Below are 15,551 nucleotides of genomic sequence, written 5' to 3' on the forward strand. Positions count from 1 at the left end.
CGTTCCAGCCCATGCGATCGCCTCGGCCGCAGAAGGAAAGCATTCAATGACACTGAGTTTCGACCCGGCCGCAGTCGCCATCCCCAGAGGCCATCACATAGGCGGCCAATATGTCGAGCTGCCCGGCGCGGAGATCGAGGTTCTGCGCCCCTCCGATCTTCAGCATATGGGCATGATCACCGACGGCGGCGAAGCCACGGTGCAACTGGCTGTTGATGCCGCGAAGATGGCTCTGGCGCAAAGCCGCTGGGCGAGGATCGCGCCGCGCGACCGCGCCGCCGTGCTGGTGCGTTTCGCCGCATTGATCGAAGAGAACGCCATTTATCTCGGACAATTGGAAGCGATGGGGTCGAGCCGCCTGATCTCGATGACGATTGTCCGCGACGCGGTCCGCACCGCCGGCGTCGTGCGCTACTACGCCGAATTCTGCGACAAGGTTGAAGGCACGGTCACGTCGACCGAGGCGAATGCGTTGAGCATCGTGAAACACGAGCCCTACGGCATTGTCGGCGCGATCGTTCCCTGGAATTTTCCGATGATCACGGCCGCCTGGAAATTCGCCCCGGCGCTGGCCGCGGGCAATGCGGTGGTGATGAAGACGTCGGAACTGACCCCGCACAGCCTTCTGGCGCTGGCCGAGCTCGCCGTCAAGGCCGGCCTTCCCAAGGGCCTGTTCAACGTCATCAATGGCTACGGCCACACGACGGGCGCGGCAATCGTGCGCCATCCCGATATATTGAAGATCTCGTTCACCGGGTCGACGCAGACCGGCGCCGCCATCATGACGCTTGCCGCCCAGTCCGGCATCAAGCCGGTCACGCTCGAACTCGGCGGAAAGAGCCCGCAACTGGTGCTGGCCGATGCCGGCGACATCGACGCGGTCGCCGGCCGTGTCGCCGCTGCCTTCATGGACAATGCCGGCCAGGTCTGCACGGCGGGTTCGCGGCTGATCGTCGAGGACAAGATCGCCGACCAGCTTGTCGAACGCGTCATCGCCCGGACGAAGGCGATCAAGGCCGGCCCGACCTGGGACGAGGCGACCACCTTCGCGCCGATCATCAGCCGCAAGCAGCTCGATCGCATCGACACGATGGTGCGCGAGAGCGTCAGCCAAGGCGCCTCCGTCGTCACCGGCGGCACGGTTCTGGAAGGCCGCAACGAAGGCAGCTTCTACGCGCCGACGATCCTGGAAAACGTCTCCGACGACAATATCGGCTTCAAGGACGAGTTCTTCGGCCCGGTGCTGACGGTGCGCAGTTTTTCCGACCTGGAGGAAGGGCTCGCGCAGGCCGCGCATCCGGTCTACGGGCTTGCCGCCAGCGTCCACACCACGGACCTGAAGAAGGCGCTCAAGGCGGCGAATTCGATCGAGGCCGGCATGGTCTGGATCAACCAGCATGGGCGCGGTCCGGAATTCACCTATCCGGCCGGCGGTTACAAGGGCTCCGGCTTCGGTAAGGATATGGGCCGTGCCGGCATCGAGGCGTTCCTGCGCCAGAAGGCCATCTGGGCCAATTACGCCTGAGAGCAAGCACATGCAATTCGATTACATCATTGTCGGCGGCGGCTCGGCTGGAGCCGTGCTTGCCAGCCGTCTTTCGGAAAACGGCACCAAAGAGGTGGCGCTCTTCGAAGCCGGACCCGACACCCCGCCGGACGATGTTCCAGACGTGATCGCCGACAGCTATCCCGGCCTTTCCTATTTCGATCCGAAATACCACTGGACGGAACTGCGCGTCTTCAACCGCTCGCCCAAGCAGAACGCGCAAGTGGTCAAGACGGCCAAGCTCGAACAGGCCAGGGTGATGGGCGGCGGCTCCAGCATCAACGGCCAGTTCGCCGTGCGCGGCCTGCCGCATGACTATGACGAATGGCAAGGGCTCGGCCTGCCCGGATGGGGGTGGGACGGCATGCTGCCCTACCTCAAGAAGCTCGAGCGCGATCTCGACTTCGACGGCGAGCTTCACAACAAGACCGGGCGCATTCCGATCCGCCGCGTCTTTCCCCAGGATTGGGCAGGCTTCACCCGCTCCGTCCTCAAGGTAACAGAAAGCGAATATCCCTACCGGCCCGATTACAATGCCAGCTTCGAAGATGGCTCGTTCCCGCTGCCGCTGTCGAACGAGAACGACCGCCGCGTGTCGACGGCGATCGGCTATCTCGACAGCGCGGTGCGCGCGCGCAAGAACCTGCACATCTTCGCCAATGCCTTCGTCGAAGGGCTGGTGACCGAGGGAACGCGCATCACCGGCGCCAGGGTCACGATATCAGGCCAGACCAGGATCTACAACGCCGGTGAGACCATCGTTTCGGCCGGCGCCCTGCACTCGCCGGCCATCCTGCTGCGCGCCGGCATCGGGCCGGCCGCGCAATTGAAGCGGCTGGGCATCGAGGTGATCGCCGATCGTCCCGGTGTCGGCGAAAACCTCACCGACCACCCGCATCTGGCCGTCGGCGCGCATTTCAGGAAATCCGCGCGCCTCAAGCCCGGCCAGCGGCGCCATATCTTCCTGGGCGTCAGATACTCCTCCAACCACGCCGACTGCCACCCTGGCGACATGCTCCTGATGCCGGTCAACCGCGCCGGCTGGCATCCTCTTGGCAAGGCAATGGGGGCACTCAATGTCTGCGTCAACAAATCCTATTCGCGCGGCACGGTGACGTTGAAGTCGTCGGTCCAGACCGACGAGCCGATCGTCGATCTGAACCTTGCTTCCGATGGTCGCGACCTGATGCGCCTTGTCGATGGTTTCAAGCGCATCTGCAGGATCATGCAATCGCCCGACGTCCAGCAGCACGTCAACACCTGGTTCTTGGCCGGCTACAGCGACGAGGCGCGTGCGCTCAGCGTCCGCAAGCCGTCGAACTGGATCAAGACCGCGACCGCGGCCTACCTCTTCGATTATGCGCCCTTCTTTCGCGAGACCTTGCTCAAGCGCAAGTTCGGCACCACCGACCGCATCCAGGCGATGCTCGGCAATGAAGAGTTGATCACCGATTGGGTGAAGCAATCCGTCTGGTCGGGCTGGCATGTCTCGGGCACCTGCAAGATGGGCGCCGACGGCGATCCGCTGGCGGTGCTCGACGCCGAATGCCGCGTGCGCGGCGTGCAGGGCCTGAGCGTCGTCGATGCCTCGATCATGCCGACGATCGTCGCCGCCAACACCAACATCACCACCATCGCCATCGCTGAAAAGGCGGCGGACCTGATCCTGAATTCCCGACAGTAGCAAAGGACCTGAATTCCATGCGCAAGAACAAGGTGAAAGACATCTGGGCCGCTGGCGGCGAAGTGGTGACCGGCTGGCTCGGCATCCCCTCGTCGATTTCGGCCGAGCTGATGGCCCAACAGGGCTGGGACGCGCTGACCGTCGATCTCCAGCATGGCGCCACCGATTATGTCGACATGGTGCCGATGCTGCAGGCGATCTCGATCACCGACACCACGCCGATGGTGCGCGTGCCCTGGAACGACCCGGCGATCATCGGCAAGGTGCTCGATGCCGGTGCCTATGGCGTGATCTGCCCGATGGTCAACACGGCGGAAGAAGCGGACGCGTTCGTCAAGGCCTGCCGCTATTTCCCCAAGGGCGGCCGCAGCGTCGGCCCGCTGCGCGCCTCGCTCTACGCCGGCGCGGACTATTTCCAGCACGCCAACGACACCGTCATCACCATGGCGATGATCGAGAGCGAGCAGGCGGTGAAGAACCTCGAAGACATACTGAAGACGCCCAACCTCGACGCCATTTTCGTCGGCCCCTCGGATCTCGCGGTGACGATGGGCGAGGCGCCCGGCTTCGATCCGCGCTATCCCGCGGTCTACGAGGCGATCGAATACATCGCCGCCAAATGCAAGGAGGCCGGCGTCATTCCGGGCATCCATTGCGGCTCGGTCGCCTATGGCGTGGACATGCGTAAGCTGGGCTACCGCTTCATGGCCTATCTCTCCGACTTCCGCATGCTGCAGCAGATGGTCTCGCGCTCGCTGCCGGCCTTCCGCGCCGGCACACCGAGCGCGATCGCGCCCTGATCTCCCGGATCGATCGCCATGACACCGACAGGCACGCCGCGCGGCAAGGTCACGGTCATCGGCGCCGGCATCATCGGCGTCTGCACCGCGAACTATCTGATCGAGCAGGGTTTTGCCGTCGAGGTGGTCGATCCGGCCTTGCCGGGCTCGGAGGAGCAATGCTCCTTCGGCAATGCCGGCGGCATCTGCCCGGGATCCTGCATCCCGAATTCGATGCCCGGCGTGCTTCACAATGTGCCGAAATGGCTGATGGACCCGGAAGGGCCGTTGATCGTGCGGCTGGCCTATCTGCCGCACGCGCTGCCTTGGCTGCTGCGCTTCCTGGCCGCCAGCCGCAAGCCGCGCGTGGAGCAAATCTCGGCGGCGATGCGTGCGCTGCACCGCTACACATTCGAGTGCTACGAGCCGCTGATCAAGGCCGCCGGCTGCGAGGAGCTGTTGCAGAAACGCGGCCAGCTCTTCGTCCATGAAACGGCCGATGGACCGGCAAAAGGTGCATACGGCCTCGGCCTGCGGCGCGAGCATGGCGTCAAGGTCGATATCCTCGACGCCGACGAAATCCGGCAGCTCGAACCGGCCCTGGCGCCGATCTTCAAGAGCGCCGTCTATCTGCCCGAGCAGGGACAGTGCCCCAACCCCGGTCGGCTTGTCGCGAAACTCGCCGAGCATGCGGCGCGTCAAGGTGCGCGTTTCGTCAGGGCAAAGGTGATCGGCTTCGACATGGCCGCCAATGGCCCATCGGCGCTGCGGCTCGAAGATGGAGGGCGCATGCCCGTCGAAACCGTGGTGCTGTGCGCCGGCGCCTGGTCGGGGGAGCTTGCCCGCAAGCTGGGCGACCGCATTCCGCTGGAGAGCGAGCGCGGCTACCACATCATGGCCAGGGGCGCCGATACGGGCCTGCGCATCCAGACCATCTCGGCCGACCGCAAATTCGTCGCCTCGCCGATGGAGGACGGCTTGCGGATCGCCGGCAACGTCGAGTTCGCCGGCCTGAAGGCGCCGGCGAACATGAACCGTGCGGATGTGCTCCTCAAGCAGGCGCGGCCGATGTTCAGGAGGCTGGAGGTCGGCGAGGTCACCCGTTGGATGGGTCATCGCCCCGGCACGCCCGACAGCATACCGGTCATCGACCGCGCGACGCGGGCCAGGAACGTCATCTACGCCTTCGGCCATGGCCATCAGGGCCTGATCGGCGGCGCGGTCACCGGCAAGATCGTGTCGCAACTCGCCGCTGGTCTGCCGCCGGTGATCGATCTCACGCCGTTCCGGGCGGATAGGTTCTGAGTGCTCAGAGCCTGCTTCACCAGCAGGCCTTTCCGTCCTGCATGAAGGGAACGACGTGACCGCGACCACAGACACACACGCCGTCGAGTCGATCGATCCGCAACGCGCCTACGCCGTTTTGATCTGCGATCTGATCGGCCTGCGTTTCGACGCCGACGGAAAGCCCGACCCTTCGGAGGTGAGTGCCCATATCGAAGCCAAGGGCGGCCGCTTTCATGCGACCGGACTTGCCGACAAGGATGCTCTCGAACGCGGGCGCGTTCATTTCTTCTACCAGCCGGATCTCAGCACCCGCGAGGAGCTGATCGTAGCCGCCGGCGACGGCCGCTATGATGCCGTCATTGCCGCCGCGACCTTCCTCCCCGCCGAAACCGTCTTTCCGCTGGCCGGCGTGCGGATCGGCGCCGGCACCGGCAATATGGGCTCGCGCTCGTGGGGTGGCGGCAGTGGCGAGGGCGGCACCGCCGTGCTGATGAACACGCCCGGCATCAACAGCCGCGCCACCGCCCAGATGGTGATGAAGGCGATCCTGAAAGTGCTGCCGGATCTGCCGGTCGACACGCTGCACAGCCGTGTCGCGCGAGGCGCCTTCGACACCGGCAGGGAACTGCGCGATTTTCCCACCGAAAAGCTCGAAGGCAAGACGATCGCCGTCATCGGTTACGGCAATATCGGCCGCGAGGTGGCCAAGCTCGCCCGCGCCTTCGGCATGCGGGTGGTGATCCATGCGCGGCCTCGGCATCGCGACTGGATAGAGGCCGAGGGCTTTGCCTTTGCGCCGAACCTTGCCGACGCGGCCGAAGGCGCCGATGTGCTCAGCGTCCATGTCGGCCTGGGCAAGCAGGATGCGCAGACCGGGCGCTACGCCAATGCCGGGCTCATCGGCGCGGACGTCCTGTCACGCATGAACAAGGGCGCCGTGCTGGTCAACTACGATCGCGGCGAGCTTGTCGACATCGAGGCTCTTGATGAAGCTCTGAATACAGGCCGGCTACGCCACGCCGCCATCGATGCCGATCTGTTCAGGGATGCCTCGACCGGCAGCCTGTCCGGCCCGATGCTGCCCTATCTCGGCCTCGTCGAGAAGCATGGCGCCAGGCTTGAGCTGCTGCCGCATGCCGCCGCCGACACCGATCATCCCTCGCGTGTCGCTGGCGCCAAACAGGCCGTTGACCAGATCTTCGACGTCATCCGCCGAAACGCGGTGACGAATGCGAAAGGCACCGTGCCGCCGGGCTATATTTCCCTTGGCGCGACCACGCCCCCCGGCATCGGGCCGGTGACGGCGGGCCATTTTTTGAAACTGACGGCCAGCGACTGCGCTGAATTGGCGGATGTCTGCGATCGGCAAAGCCGGTTGTGGAAAGCGCTCTCGGATACCCCGCCTGCCGAACGGGGCAAGATTGTCGCCGGACAGGGCGACGAGCTTGTCCGGCTGATCGACCGCTTCTGCCTTCTGGCCGAGACCCTCCATCTCAGGGGGCCGTTTCAGCAATAGGCCGTCGCTGGAGTTTCTCAGTCCCGGGGACCGGCCACCATGCGGGCGACCCGCGTCATGTCGGTGCTCATCTCGCGGTCGTCGTCGAGCGGGCTGACGAGCGCGCGCACGGCGGCGAAGGTGCGTTGCGGTCCTTCGCCCATGCTGTCGACGACTCCGCGCAGCTCCACGCCCGTCGCCGCGAAGATCAACTCCATCGCAACGAGGTAGCGCAGCCGCTCGACGATCTCGGCCGTCTTTGCCACCACGCGCGGCGCCATCGACGACTGGTCCTCGATGCCGTCCGAGACAGCCAGCGGGCTGAGCGACATCGGATTGGCCAGATGCCGGATTTCGGCTTCGAGCGCTGCGAGCGGTTTCTGCAGTTCCGCGTAGCCCTGGCGGCTGCCGCCTTTGGCGGACAGGAAGCGCGGCAGCTCGGCAATCGTCGGCGACATCAGCTTCATGCAGCGGTTGGCTGTGCCGACCGCGCAATGCGCGAGCGCCTGGCCGAGATGCTCCCAGGCCAGCGTCATCGCCGTGAGGTCGAAATTGCCGTTCGAGACGACGCGTTCGTCTCCAGGCAGGATTACGGGGTTGTCGCCCGAATGGATGAGTTCGATTTCGGTCGCCAGCTTCGCCTGTTCGAATGCATGCAGCAGGCCGCCCCAGACTTGCGGCACACAGCGATAGCTGAGCGGATCCTGGAGCCGCCGTGCCGCCTTGTCCTTCCACAGGCCGCTTCTTGCCAGTTCCTTGCGTAGCCGCGCACCGATCTCGCGCTGGCCGAAGGCCGGCCGGGCGGCGAGGGCATCGTCATCGATCGCGGTGAGGGAAGAACGAAACGCCTCGTAGTTGAGCGCCACCGCAGCTAGCGCCCAGTCGATGAGATTGGCGACGTCTTCGAGACACAGGCACGCGGTGCCGGTTGACAGGCTGTTGGCGACGATGATGGCGTGGCCGTCCTTCTCGCGCAGGTCGAGCGGTTCGAGCCCGGCCAGCGCGAGCGCCTCGGCGGAAGGCATGATCCTGCCCTGGAACTCGGTCTCGCCGTCGCCGCGCAGCGCCCGCGCCATGTGGCCGAGATGGGCGAGGTCCGCCGCCCCGATCGATCCCCAGGTGGGGATCACCGGATGGACGCCGGCGTTGAGCGCCGCCACGAGGCCCAAGACCACGCGTTCGGACGTGCCGGTGCCGCCGGCGGCCATGCCTGAAATGCGCGCGGTCATCAGCGCCCGCACCGCCTCGGTCGGAAGGGCGGGGCCGATCCCCATGCTGTGGCTGAGTGGAACGCTGTGCTGGAAGGCGATCAGATCGGTCTGCGCGAGCGGCGTGTCGACACAGGCGCCGAGGCCCGTCGTGACGCCGTACATCGGCTTGCCGAGCCCGGTCAGATGCTCGATGAGCGCGCGGCTCGCCCGGATGCGGCGCATCGCCTCTTCGCCCAGCACCAGCCGCGCGTTGCGCCGTGCGATCTCGGCAACGTCGGCCGCGCTGAGCGGCTTGGCGTCGAGCAGTATCATTCGAACTGTCATGTCCCGCCTATATCCCGTGACCGGATGCCCGGGCCGATGGCGCGGCGGGCGTCACCGTTTGTGGCGGCTTGCTGGCTGGAGAGCAAGCCATTCCGATTATGACAATGGCAGGCGAGGGGAAATTCTGAACTTAGGCGGATCGCTGCGCGACGGCGTCGGGAACCACCACCAGCTTGCCGACGAAATCCTTGGCGATGAAATCGGCCTGCGCCTGGTGGAAATCGGAGAGCTTGTAGACGCCGCCGACCAGCGGTCGGATCTTGCCTTCCTCGATATAGCGAACGATGCGGCGGAAATCGGCGCGCGTGCCCTGGCTCGAACCATGCAGTTGCAGCTGCTTGAGATACATGGTCCTGAGATCGAGCTGGACGACCGGGCCTGCAATCGCGCCGGCCGTGGTGTAGCGGCCCTCTGGTCGCAGGATGCGCAGCAGGTCGTTGAAGATCGCGCCGCCGACGAGATCGGCGACAACATCGATCGGTTGCCCGCCTGTCGCCTCCGCCACGGCTTGCGGCAGGTCGGCGACGCCACGGGTGATGACGGCCTCGGCGCCGATGTCGAGTACGGCCTGTTCCTTGCCCTTGCCGGCGATCGCATAGGGAATGGCGCCACGCGCCCGCGCTAGTTGCACGATGCCGGAACCGACGCCGCCGGAGGCGCCGGTGACCAGCACGCGCTCGCCAGCCTTCAGGCCAGCGCGTTCCAGCATCTGTTCGCCGGTAAGGTAGGCGCAGCAGAAGGTCGCGAGTTCGACCTCGCTCAAGGTGGTGTCGACGACATGCGCGTTGTCTGCTGGCACCACCTGATACTCGGCATAACCGCCATCGCGGCCGTGGCCCATATAGTCGATGTCGGCCAGCGAATCGTCGTCGCGGTTGTAGATGGAGAAATCGACCATCACCCGTTCGCCGATACGGTCGGGCGATACGCCTTCGCCGACGGCGGCAATGGTGCCGACAGTATCGGTGCCCTGGATGCGCGGGAAAACAAGCGTATTGCCCTGCCTTCGCCAGGTCGACACCGCGCCGGCATCTTCCTCGGTGCCATAGGCGCCCTGGCGCACCCAGACATCGGTGTTGTTCATCCCGCAAGCGCTGACCCTTATGAGCACTTCACCTGAAGCGGGGACAGGCACTTTGACATCGGTGCGGTAGACGAGTTTTTCAGGTCCGCCATGCCCGGTGAGCAGCACGGCGGCCATGGTGGCGGGGAGGGTTTTGGTCATGGCATTCATGGGTCGGTCTCAGAGATTGGCAAATACGCTGTTCACGGCATCGGCGGCCTTGGCCACCACGATGTCGGCTTCCTCGCGGGTCAGGCAGAGCGGCGGCGCGAAGCCGAGTATATCGCCCTGCGGCATGGCGCGGCCGATGACGCCGCTGGCGGCAAGTGCCGTGGCGACCTGCGGTCCGATCTTGAGCGAGGGATCGAAGAAGACACGGTCGTCGCGGTCTTTCACGAACTCCACCGCTGCCAGCATGCCGTCGCCGCGCACCTCGCCGACGTTCCTGTGACCGCCGACGGCCTTGGCCAGTTCGGCACGGAAATAAGCGCCGGTCTCGCCGGCATTCCGCACAAGGTCCATCTCATCGATCAGTTCGAGATTGGCCACGCCTGCTGCGACGCAGATCGGATGCGCCGAATAGGTCCAGCCATGGCCAAGCGAGCCGAGCTTGTCTGAACCCTGCACCAGCACCTGCCACATCTTGTCGGCGACGATGACGCCCGACAGCGGCGCATAGGCCGAAGTCAGGCCCTTGGCGATGGTGATCAGGTCAGGCTTGATGCCGTAATGGTCTGAGCCGAACATGGTGCCGAGCCGGCCGAAGCCCGTCACCACTTCGTCGGCGACCAGCAGCACGTCGTACTTCTTCAGCACCGCCTGGATCTTCTCCCAGTAGCCGGCGGGCGGTGGCACGATGCCGCCAGTGCCGAGGATCGGCTCGCCGATGAAGGCGGCGACGGTTTCAGGCCCTTCGGCGAGGATCATCTCCTCCAGCTTGTCGGCGCAATGCTGCGAGAACTGCTCCTCGCTCATCGAACGGTCGGCGCGGCGGAAATAATAGGGCGCCTCGGTGTGCAGGATCGGCGCGCGCGGCAGGTCGAAGGCATTGTGGAAGAGGTCCAGCCCGGTCAGCGATCCCGTCATCACGCCCGAGCCGTGATAGCCACGCCAGCGCGAGATGATCTTTTTCTTCTCCGGCCGGCCGAGCACGTTGTTGTAGTACCAGATCAGCTTGATGTTGGTTTCGTTGGCATCCGAACCGGAGAGGCCGAAATAGACCCTCGACATGCCCTTCGGCGCGCGGTCGATGATCATCTTGGCAAGCGTGATCGAGGCCTCGGTGCCATGCCCGACATAGGCGTGGTAGTAGGCAAGGTTCCTGGCTTGCGCGGCGATGGCGTCAGCGATCTTCTGGCGGCCATAGCCGACATTGACGCAATAGAGGCCGGCGAAGGCATCGATGCTCTTCTTGCCATTGTTGTCCCAGACGGTCACGCCTTCGCCACCAGCCATGATGCGCGTCGGCGATTCACCCCGCGCATGCGTGCCCATATGGGTGGAGGGATGGAAGAAGTGATCGCGATCCCAGGCGGAAAGTTCGTTGGACTGGTCGAGCATCTTTTTGACTCCTGAGGAAAATGCGGCCCGCGCAGCTTACGCTACGTCGAGGCAGAGGTATTTGAGGTCGGTGAAAGCTTCGAGCCCGTGGCGTGAGCCTTCGCGGCCGATGCCGGACTGCTTGACGCCGCCGAACGGGATCGGCGCGCCGGTGATCTTGACGCGGTTGATGGCGACCATGCCGTAGTCGAGCGCGCGGCCCATGCGCTGCTGGCGCGCGCCGTTCTCGGTCACGACATAGGCGACCAGCCCGTACTCGGTTGCATTGGCGCGGGCGATGATTTCGTCCTCGCTATCGAAGGGCGTGACGGCGGCAACCGGACCAAAAGTTTCCTCGCGCATGATCAGCGCCTCGTCAGGGACGTCTACCATCAGTGTCGGCTGGTAGAACAGCGGCCCGGCCTGATGGCGTTTGCCGCCGGCAAGGCAGCGCGCGCCAAGGGCTACGGCGTCGGCAACCTGCTCCTCGACCTTCTTGACGGCGCGCTCATGCATCAGCGGCCCGATGTCGATGTCATCAGCCAAGCCATTGCCGGCCCGCAGCGTCTCGATGCGTCTGGAAAATGCGGCGCAGAAGCGGTCGTAGAGCGGACGCTGGACATAGATGCGGTTGGCGGCGAGGCAATCCTGGCCCGATGTGGCGAATTTGGCGTCGACGGCAATGGTCACCGCCTTGTCGATATCGGCATCGGCAAAGACGATCAGCGGCGCGTGGCCGCCGAGCTCCATTACCAGCCGCTTCATCGTCGGCGCGCTCTGGGCGGCGATCAGCCGGCCGATCTCGGTCGAACCGGTGAAACTCATGGCGCGCACGCGGGGGTCATCGCACATGCGGCCGACGATCGTCGCAGCCTTGCCGGTAATGATGTTGAAGACGCCGGCGGGCAGGCCGGCGCGCTCGCCGAGTTCGGCCAGCGCCAGCGCCGACAGCGGCGTCTCCGAGGAGGGATGCGCCACGATGGTGCAGCCGGCGGCCAGTGCTGCGGCGGCCTTGCGGGTCAGCATGGCCGACGGAAAATTCCATGGCGTAACGACGCCGACAACCCCGAGCGGCTCGCGCCGCACTATAATTTCCGCGTTCGGCAGATGGCTGGTGACACTCTCGGCGTTGAGACGCTTTGCCTCTTCGGCATACCATTCGACGAAGGAGGCGGCATAATCGATCTCGCCCAGCGACTCCTTCAACGGCTTGCCCTGCTCGAGCGTCATCAGCAGAGCCAGGTCATCCCTGGCGGCGACCATCAGCTCGAACCATTTTCGCAGGATTTTCGAACGTTCCTGCGGCAGGATCGCTCGCCAGGCCGGGAAGGCGCGAGCGGCGGCATCGATCGCTCTCGTCGTCTGCCCTGAGTCGAGCGCGGCGACGAAGGCGACCGTTGCGCCGGTAGCCGGATCGGTGACCTCGAAACTCTCTGCCGTCTCGCTCGCCGTCCAATGGCCATCGACATAGGCAAGTTCGCGCAGCAGCCGGCGGTCGGCGAGCCGGTCGAGCGCTTCATGGCGATGCGAGCGGGCGAAATGCGCGGACATGGTCGAAGCCTCCCGGTTAGGTTTGATCCGGGAAGACTACCCATCACCGGCAGACAGAGAGGCTGTTTGGACGCCCGACCGTAGAGAGAATCTCTCTATTGCGCCGAGAGGGCAGTCGATCTCTCCGGTCTACGTCAACGGCGGCAACAGGTCCGCTATGGGCAGGGCGATATCATCCTTCACCGTCTTGATGACGATATAGGTGAAGTAGCGGTCGATGCCGATCTCACGCTCGAGCAGGGAATCCACCAGGCGCTGGTAGGCGTCGATGTCGCGCGCCATCACCTTCAGCACATAGTCGACGCCGCCGCCCACCGACCAGCAGGCGACGATCTCCGGGATGTCGCGGATCACGCGCTCGAAGCGGTCGAAATCGGCCTGGCGGTGACTGGCCAGCGTCACCTCCATCAGCACTGTGGCGACAGGCGCCACGACGCGCATGGCGATGCGGGCGTGATAGCCCGAGACGATCCCGGCTTGTTCCAGCTTGCGCAGCCGCATCCAGCACGGTGTCGGCGAAAGCCCGACCTGCTCGGCCAGCGCCAGCTTCGTGATGCGCCCGTCACGCTGGATGGCGTCGAGGATTTTGAGGTCGATCGCGTCGAGTTTCGCAGCAGTCATCAGCGCCCACTTTTTCGTCCATCGTACCATGAGGGCGCATTATTTCGATTGTCAATTGCACTGATTTCGATCTCTAATAAGTCATGACATTGTGGCAACCCGATCCCGCGCTGATCCGTCGGCCAGCCTATCAATCATTGGCCGACCAGTTCGCGCGCGCCATCCATGACGGGCGCCTGGCCAATGGCGCGCGGCTGCCGACGCATCGCCGGCTGGCGGACGATCTCAAGCTCTCGGTGCAGACGGTCAGCCGCGCCTATGAGGAACTGATCCGGCGCGGCCTGATTTCGGGCGAGATCGGCCGCGGCAGCTTCGTCCAGACACAGCGTCGCGAACCCGAGCCGCCCTATCTGCCCGAACGCCTTGGTGAGGTCATCGATCTTTCCATCCTGAAGCCGGTCTGCGAGCCGATGCATCTGGAGCGGATGAAGCAGGCGCTCGGATGGCTGGCCGAAAACCTGCCGTCGAGTTCGGCGCTGTCGTTCCGGCCAAACATGGTGTTTCCGCGCCACCGCGCCGTGGCGGTCGAATGGCTGAAACTTTGTGGGCTGGATGCCTCCGCGCAGAACATCAGCCTGACCAACGGCGCTACCGCCGGCATGACGGTAGCACTGATGAGCGTCGCGCCGCCCGGCTCGACCGTTGCTACCGAGGCCATTGGTCACCACACGCTGGTGCCGCTCGCCCGCTATCTCGGCTTCAACCTGCAGGGCCTGCCGATCGACGGCAACGGCCTCATTCCGGAAGCGCTGGACGAGGCCTGCAAGCTGTCCGACATTCGGGCTGTCTTCGTGCAGCCGTCGGTGATCAATCCCACCGCAACGCTGATGGATGCACGGCGGCGCGAAGAGATCGCGGCGGTGGCGCGCAAGCATGACATCGCCATTATCGAAAACGATGTGCTGGGCCCGCTGGTCGAGGACCGGCCGCCTCCGGTCGCGGCCTTCGCTCCGGAGCGGACGCTCTACGTCACCTCCTTCACCAAGATCACCGTGCCCGGTCTACGCATCGGCTATCTCGCCGCGCCCGACCGTTACGTCGCCGCCGTCGCCAACCGGCACCTGGTCTCGAACTGGATGGCGACACCGATGGTGGCAGAGATCGCCACCAAATGGGTGACCGACGGCACCGCGATGGAACTGGTGCGCTGGCAGCGCACGGCGCTGCGGCGGCGGCAGGACATTGCCGCCGAGGTGCTTGCCGGCGTCGACTACCGTGCCCGTCGCGATGGATTGCATATCTGGCTGCAACTGCCTGCCGACCGTTCCGAGGAGAGCTTTGTCGCCCAGGCCAGGTTGCAAGGCGTGGCCATCGCACCAGGCACCTCGTTCCGCATTTCGGATGCGCCCTGGCATCCGGCGGTGCGCATCTCGCTGGGGTCGACCACCGAGGGGGAACTGCGCGCCGGTCTCGGCGTTGTCACCAAGCTGTTGCTTGGCGATCCGGAGCATCTGCTGCTGGCGATTTAGGCTCGCAATGCTCCGAAATTGTGCGGAATCACAAATATTGTCATGATATTATTTTATCAATTGACATGATTTGGCGCGTTCCCCATCGTTAAGGGCACAGGCTTCTCCTGCACGGGGAAATTCATTTGTCCGCAACCACGCCCATCATCAAGATCGACGGCATCTCGAAGAGCTTTGGCAGCTTCAAGGTGCTGGACGGCCTGTCGATGCAGGTCATGCCGCGCGAAAAGTTGGCGCTGATCGGCCCTTCCGGTTCCGGCAAGACGACCATCCTGCGCATCCTGATGACGCTGGAGCGTATCGACGGAGGCCATATCCAGATCGAGGGCGAGCAGCTCTACCACATGGAACGCAACGGCCAGCTGCTGCCGGCCGACGAGCGGCATCTCGCGCGGATGCGCCAGAAGATCGGCATGGTCTTCCAACTGTTCAACCTGTTTCCGCACAAGAGCGTCATCGACAATGTGACGCTGGCGCCGATGCTGACCAAGGGCACGCCGCGCGCCGCCGAGCAGAAGCGGGCGATGGAACTGCTCGACATGGTCGGCATGGCCGACAAGGCCAAGGCGATGCCGGCGCAACTGTCCGGCGGCCAGAAGCAGCGCGTGGCGATCGCCCGTGCGCTCGCTTTGCAGCCGAAGATAATGCTGTTCGACGAGGTGACATCGGCGCTCGATCCGGAACTGGTCGAGGAGGTGCTCAACGTCTTGTGGCGGCTCTGCGCCGAGACCGACATGACCATGCTGCTGGTCACGCACGAGATGGGGTTCGCCCACGACTTCGCCGACCGGGTGCTGTTCTTCGATCGCGGCCGAATAGTCGAGGAAGGCAAGCCCGACGAGATTTTCCGCAATCCCAAGCAGGAACGCACGCAAGGCTTCCTGAAGAAGATCATCGCGGCCGGACACCGTGTCTGACCGCATGCCAAGGCGGCGAATGCCGTCCTGAAATCACGCAAACCAAGACAAGAACAAGGAGTTGG

General features: G+C 64.7%; 12 protein-coding genes. 7 read left to right on the top strand and 5 right to left on the bottom strand.

All coding sequences use genetic code 11. The features are described from left to right. Positions 1-46: 46 nt before the first annotated feature. From FJ948_RS13915 to FJ948_RS13935, 5 genes are read left to right on the top strand one after another with little or no spacing between them, the layout of a single operon-like run. Complete coding sequence (locus FJ948_RS13915; protein ID WP_140705270.1) at positions 47-1,525, top strand: aldehyde dehydrogenase family protein; 1,479 nt, start codon at positions 47-49, stop codon at positions 1,523-1,525. Positions 1,526-1,535: 10 nt separating this feature from the next. After that, a complete protein-coding gene (locus FJ948_RS13920) occupies positions 1,536-3,230 on the top strand; it encodes a GMC oxidoreductase (RefSeq protein WP_140705272.1) in 1,695 nt (564 codons plus the stop codon). Positions 3,231-3,247: 17 nt separating this feature from the next. Next, complete coding sequence (locus FJ948_RS13925) at positions 3,248-4,030, top strand: aldolase/citrate lyase family protein (RefSeq protein WP_140705274.1); 783 nt, start codon at positions 3,248-3,250, stop codon at positions 4,028-4,030. 18 nt (positions 4,031-4,048) lie between these two features. Beyond that, positions 4,049-5,314, top strand: a complete 1,266-nt coding sequence (locus FJ948_RS13930; protein WP_140705275.1) for an FAD-dependent oxidoreductase — start codon at positions 4,049-4,051, stop codon at positions 5,312-5,314. A gap of 55 nt (positions 5,315-5,369) precedes the next feature. Then, positions 5,370-6,812: a 2-hydroxyacid dehydrogenase gene (locus tag FJ948_RS13935; RefSeq protein ID WP_140705277.1), complete on the top strand. Its 1,443-nt coding sequence runs from the start codon at positions 5,370-5,372 to the stop codon at positions 6,810-6,812. Between the two features lie 17 nt (positions 6,813-6,829). On the opposite strand, the gene hutH is transcribed toward FJ948_RS13935, so the two are convergent. The 5 genes from hutH to FJ948_RS13960 all read right to left on the bottom strand — a co-directional run bounded on the left by hutH (position 6,830) and on the right by FJ948_RS13960 (position 13,100). Beyond that, entirely contained in the window at positions 6,830-8,326 is a 1,497-nt protein-coding gene (gene hutH, locus FJ948_RS13940) for a histidine ammonia-lyase (RefSeq protein WP_140705279.1), read from the bottom strand. Between the two features lie 130 nt (positions 8,327-8,456). Then, on the bottom strand, positions 8,457-9,560 hold the full coding sequence (locus FJ948_RS13945) for an alcohol dehydrogenase family protein (RefSeq protein ID WP_140705281.1): 1,104 nt from the start codon (positions 9,558-9,560) through the stop codon (positions 8,457-8,459). A 9-nt stretch (positions 9,561-9,569) separates the two neighbouring features. Then, positions 9,570-10,949, bottom strand: coding sequence for an aspartate aminotransferase family protein (locus FJ948_RS13950; protein ID WP_140705283.1), 1,380 nt, complete (start codon positions 10,947-10,949; stop codon positions 9,570-9,572). A gap of 36 nt (positions 10,950-10,985) precedes the next feature. Next, positions 10,986-12,479 carry an NAD-dependent succinate-semialdehyde dehydrogenase gene (locus tag FJ948_RS13955; protein WP_140705284.1) on the bottom strand — a complete coding sequence of 498 codons (1,494 nt, stop codon included), beginning with the start codon at positions 12,477-12,479 and terminating at the stop codon, positions 10,986-10,988. A gap of 129 nt (positions 12,480-12,608) precedes the next feature. Beyond that, a complete protein-coding gene (locus tag FJ948_RS13960) occupies positions 12,609-13,100 on the bottom strand; it encodes an Lrp/AsnC family transcriptional regulator (RefSeq protein ID WP_140705286.1) in 492 nt (163 codons plus the stop codon). A gap of 83 nt (positions 13,101-13,183) precedes the next feature. Here FJ948_RS13960 and FJ948_RS13965 point away from each other — a divergent pair, with 83 nt between their 5' ends. Both FJ948_RS13965 and ehuA read left to right on the top strand, forming a co-directional pair. Further along, positions 13,184-14,569, top strand: coding sequence for a PLP-dependent aminotransferase family protein (locus FJ948_RS13965; RefSeq protein WP_140705288.1), 1,386 nt, complete (start codon positions 13,184-13,186; stop codon positions 14,567-14,569). A 125-nt stretch (positions 14,570-14,694) separates the two neighbouring features. After that, the gene (gene ehuA / locus FJ948_RS13970) at positions 14,695-15,486 is read left to right on the top strand and encodes an ectoine/hydroxyectoine ABC transporter ATP-binding protein EhuA (RefSeq protein ID WP_140705290.1); all 792 of its coding nucleotides are present in this window, start codon (positions 14,695-14,697) and stop codon (positions 15,484-15,486) included. Positions 15,487-15,551 lie beyond the last annotated feature (65 nt).

The organism is Mesorhizobium sp. B2-3-12 (assembly GCF_006442205.1).
Taxonomy (GTDB): domain Bacteria; phylum Pseudomonadota; class Alphaproteobacteria; order Rhizobiales; family Rhizobiaceae; genus Mesorhizobium.

Excerpts from the sequence above, each read along its gene's own strand:
- FJ948_RS13915 (WP_140705270.1), top strand. The coding sequence starts at position 47 with ATGACACTGAGTTTCGACCCGGCCGCAGTCGCCATCCCCAGAGGCCAT.
- FJ948_RS13920 (WP_140705272.1), top strand. The coding sequence starts at position 1,536 with ATGCAATTCGATTACATCATTGTCGGCGGCGGCTCGGCTGGAGCCGTG.
- FJ948_RS13925 (WP_140705274.1), top strand. The coding sequence starts at position 3,248 with ATGCGCAAGAACAAGGTGAAAGACATCTGGGCCGCTGGCGGCGAAGTG.
- FJ948_RS13930 (WP_140705275.1), top strand. The coding sequence starts at position 4,049 with ATGACACCGACAGGCACGCCGCGCGGCAAGGTCACGGTCATCGGCGCC.
- hutH (WP_140705279.1), bottom strand. The coding sequence starts at position 8,326 with ATGACAGTTCGAATGATACTGCTCGACGCCAAGCCGCTCAGCGCGGCC.
- FJ948_RS13945 (WP_140705281.1), bottom strand. The coding sequence starts at position 9,560 with ATGAATGCCATGACCAAAACCCTCCCCGCCACCATGGCCGCCGTGCTG.
- FJ948_RS13950 (WP_140705283.1), bottom strand. The coding sequence starts at position 10,949 with ATGCTCGACCAGTCCAACGAACTTTCCGCCTGGGATCGCGATCACTTC.
- FJ948_RS13955 (WP_140705284.1), bottom strand. The coding sequence starts at position 12,479 with ATGTCCGCGCATTTCGCCCGCTCGCATCGCCATGAAGCGCTCGACCGG.
- FJ948_RS13960 (WP_140705286.1), bottom strand. The coding sequence starts at position 13,100 with ATGACTGCTGCGAAACTCGACGCGATCGACCTCAAAATCCTCGACGCC.
- FJ948_RS13965 (WP_140705288.1), top strand. The coding sequence starts at position 13,184 with ATGACATTGTGGCAACCCGATCCCGCGCTGATCCGTCGGCCAGCCTAT.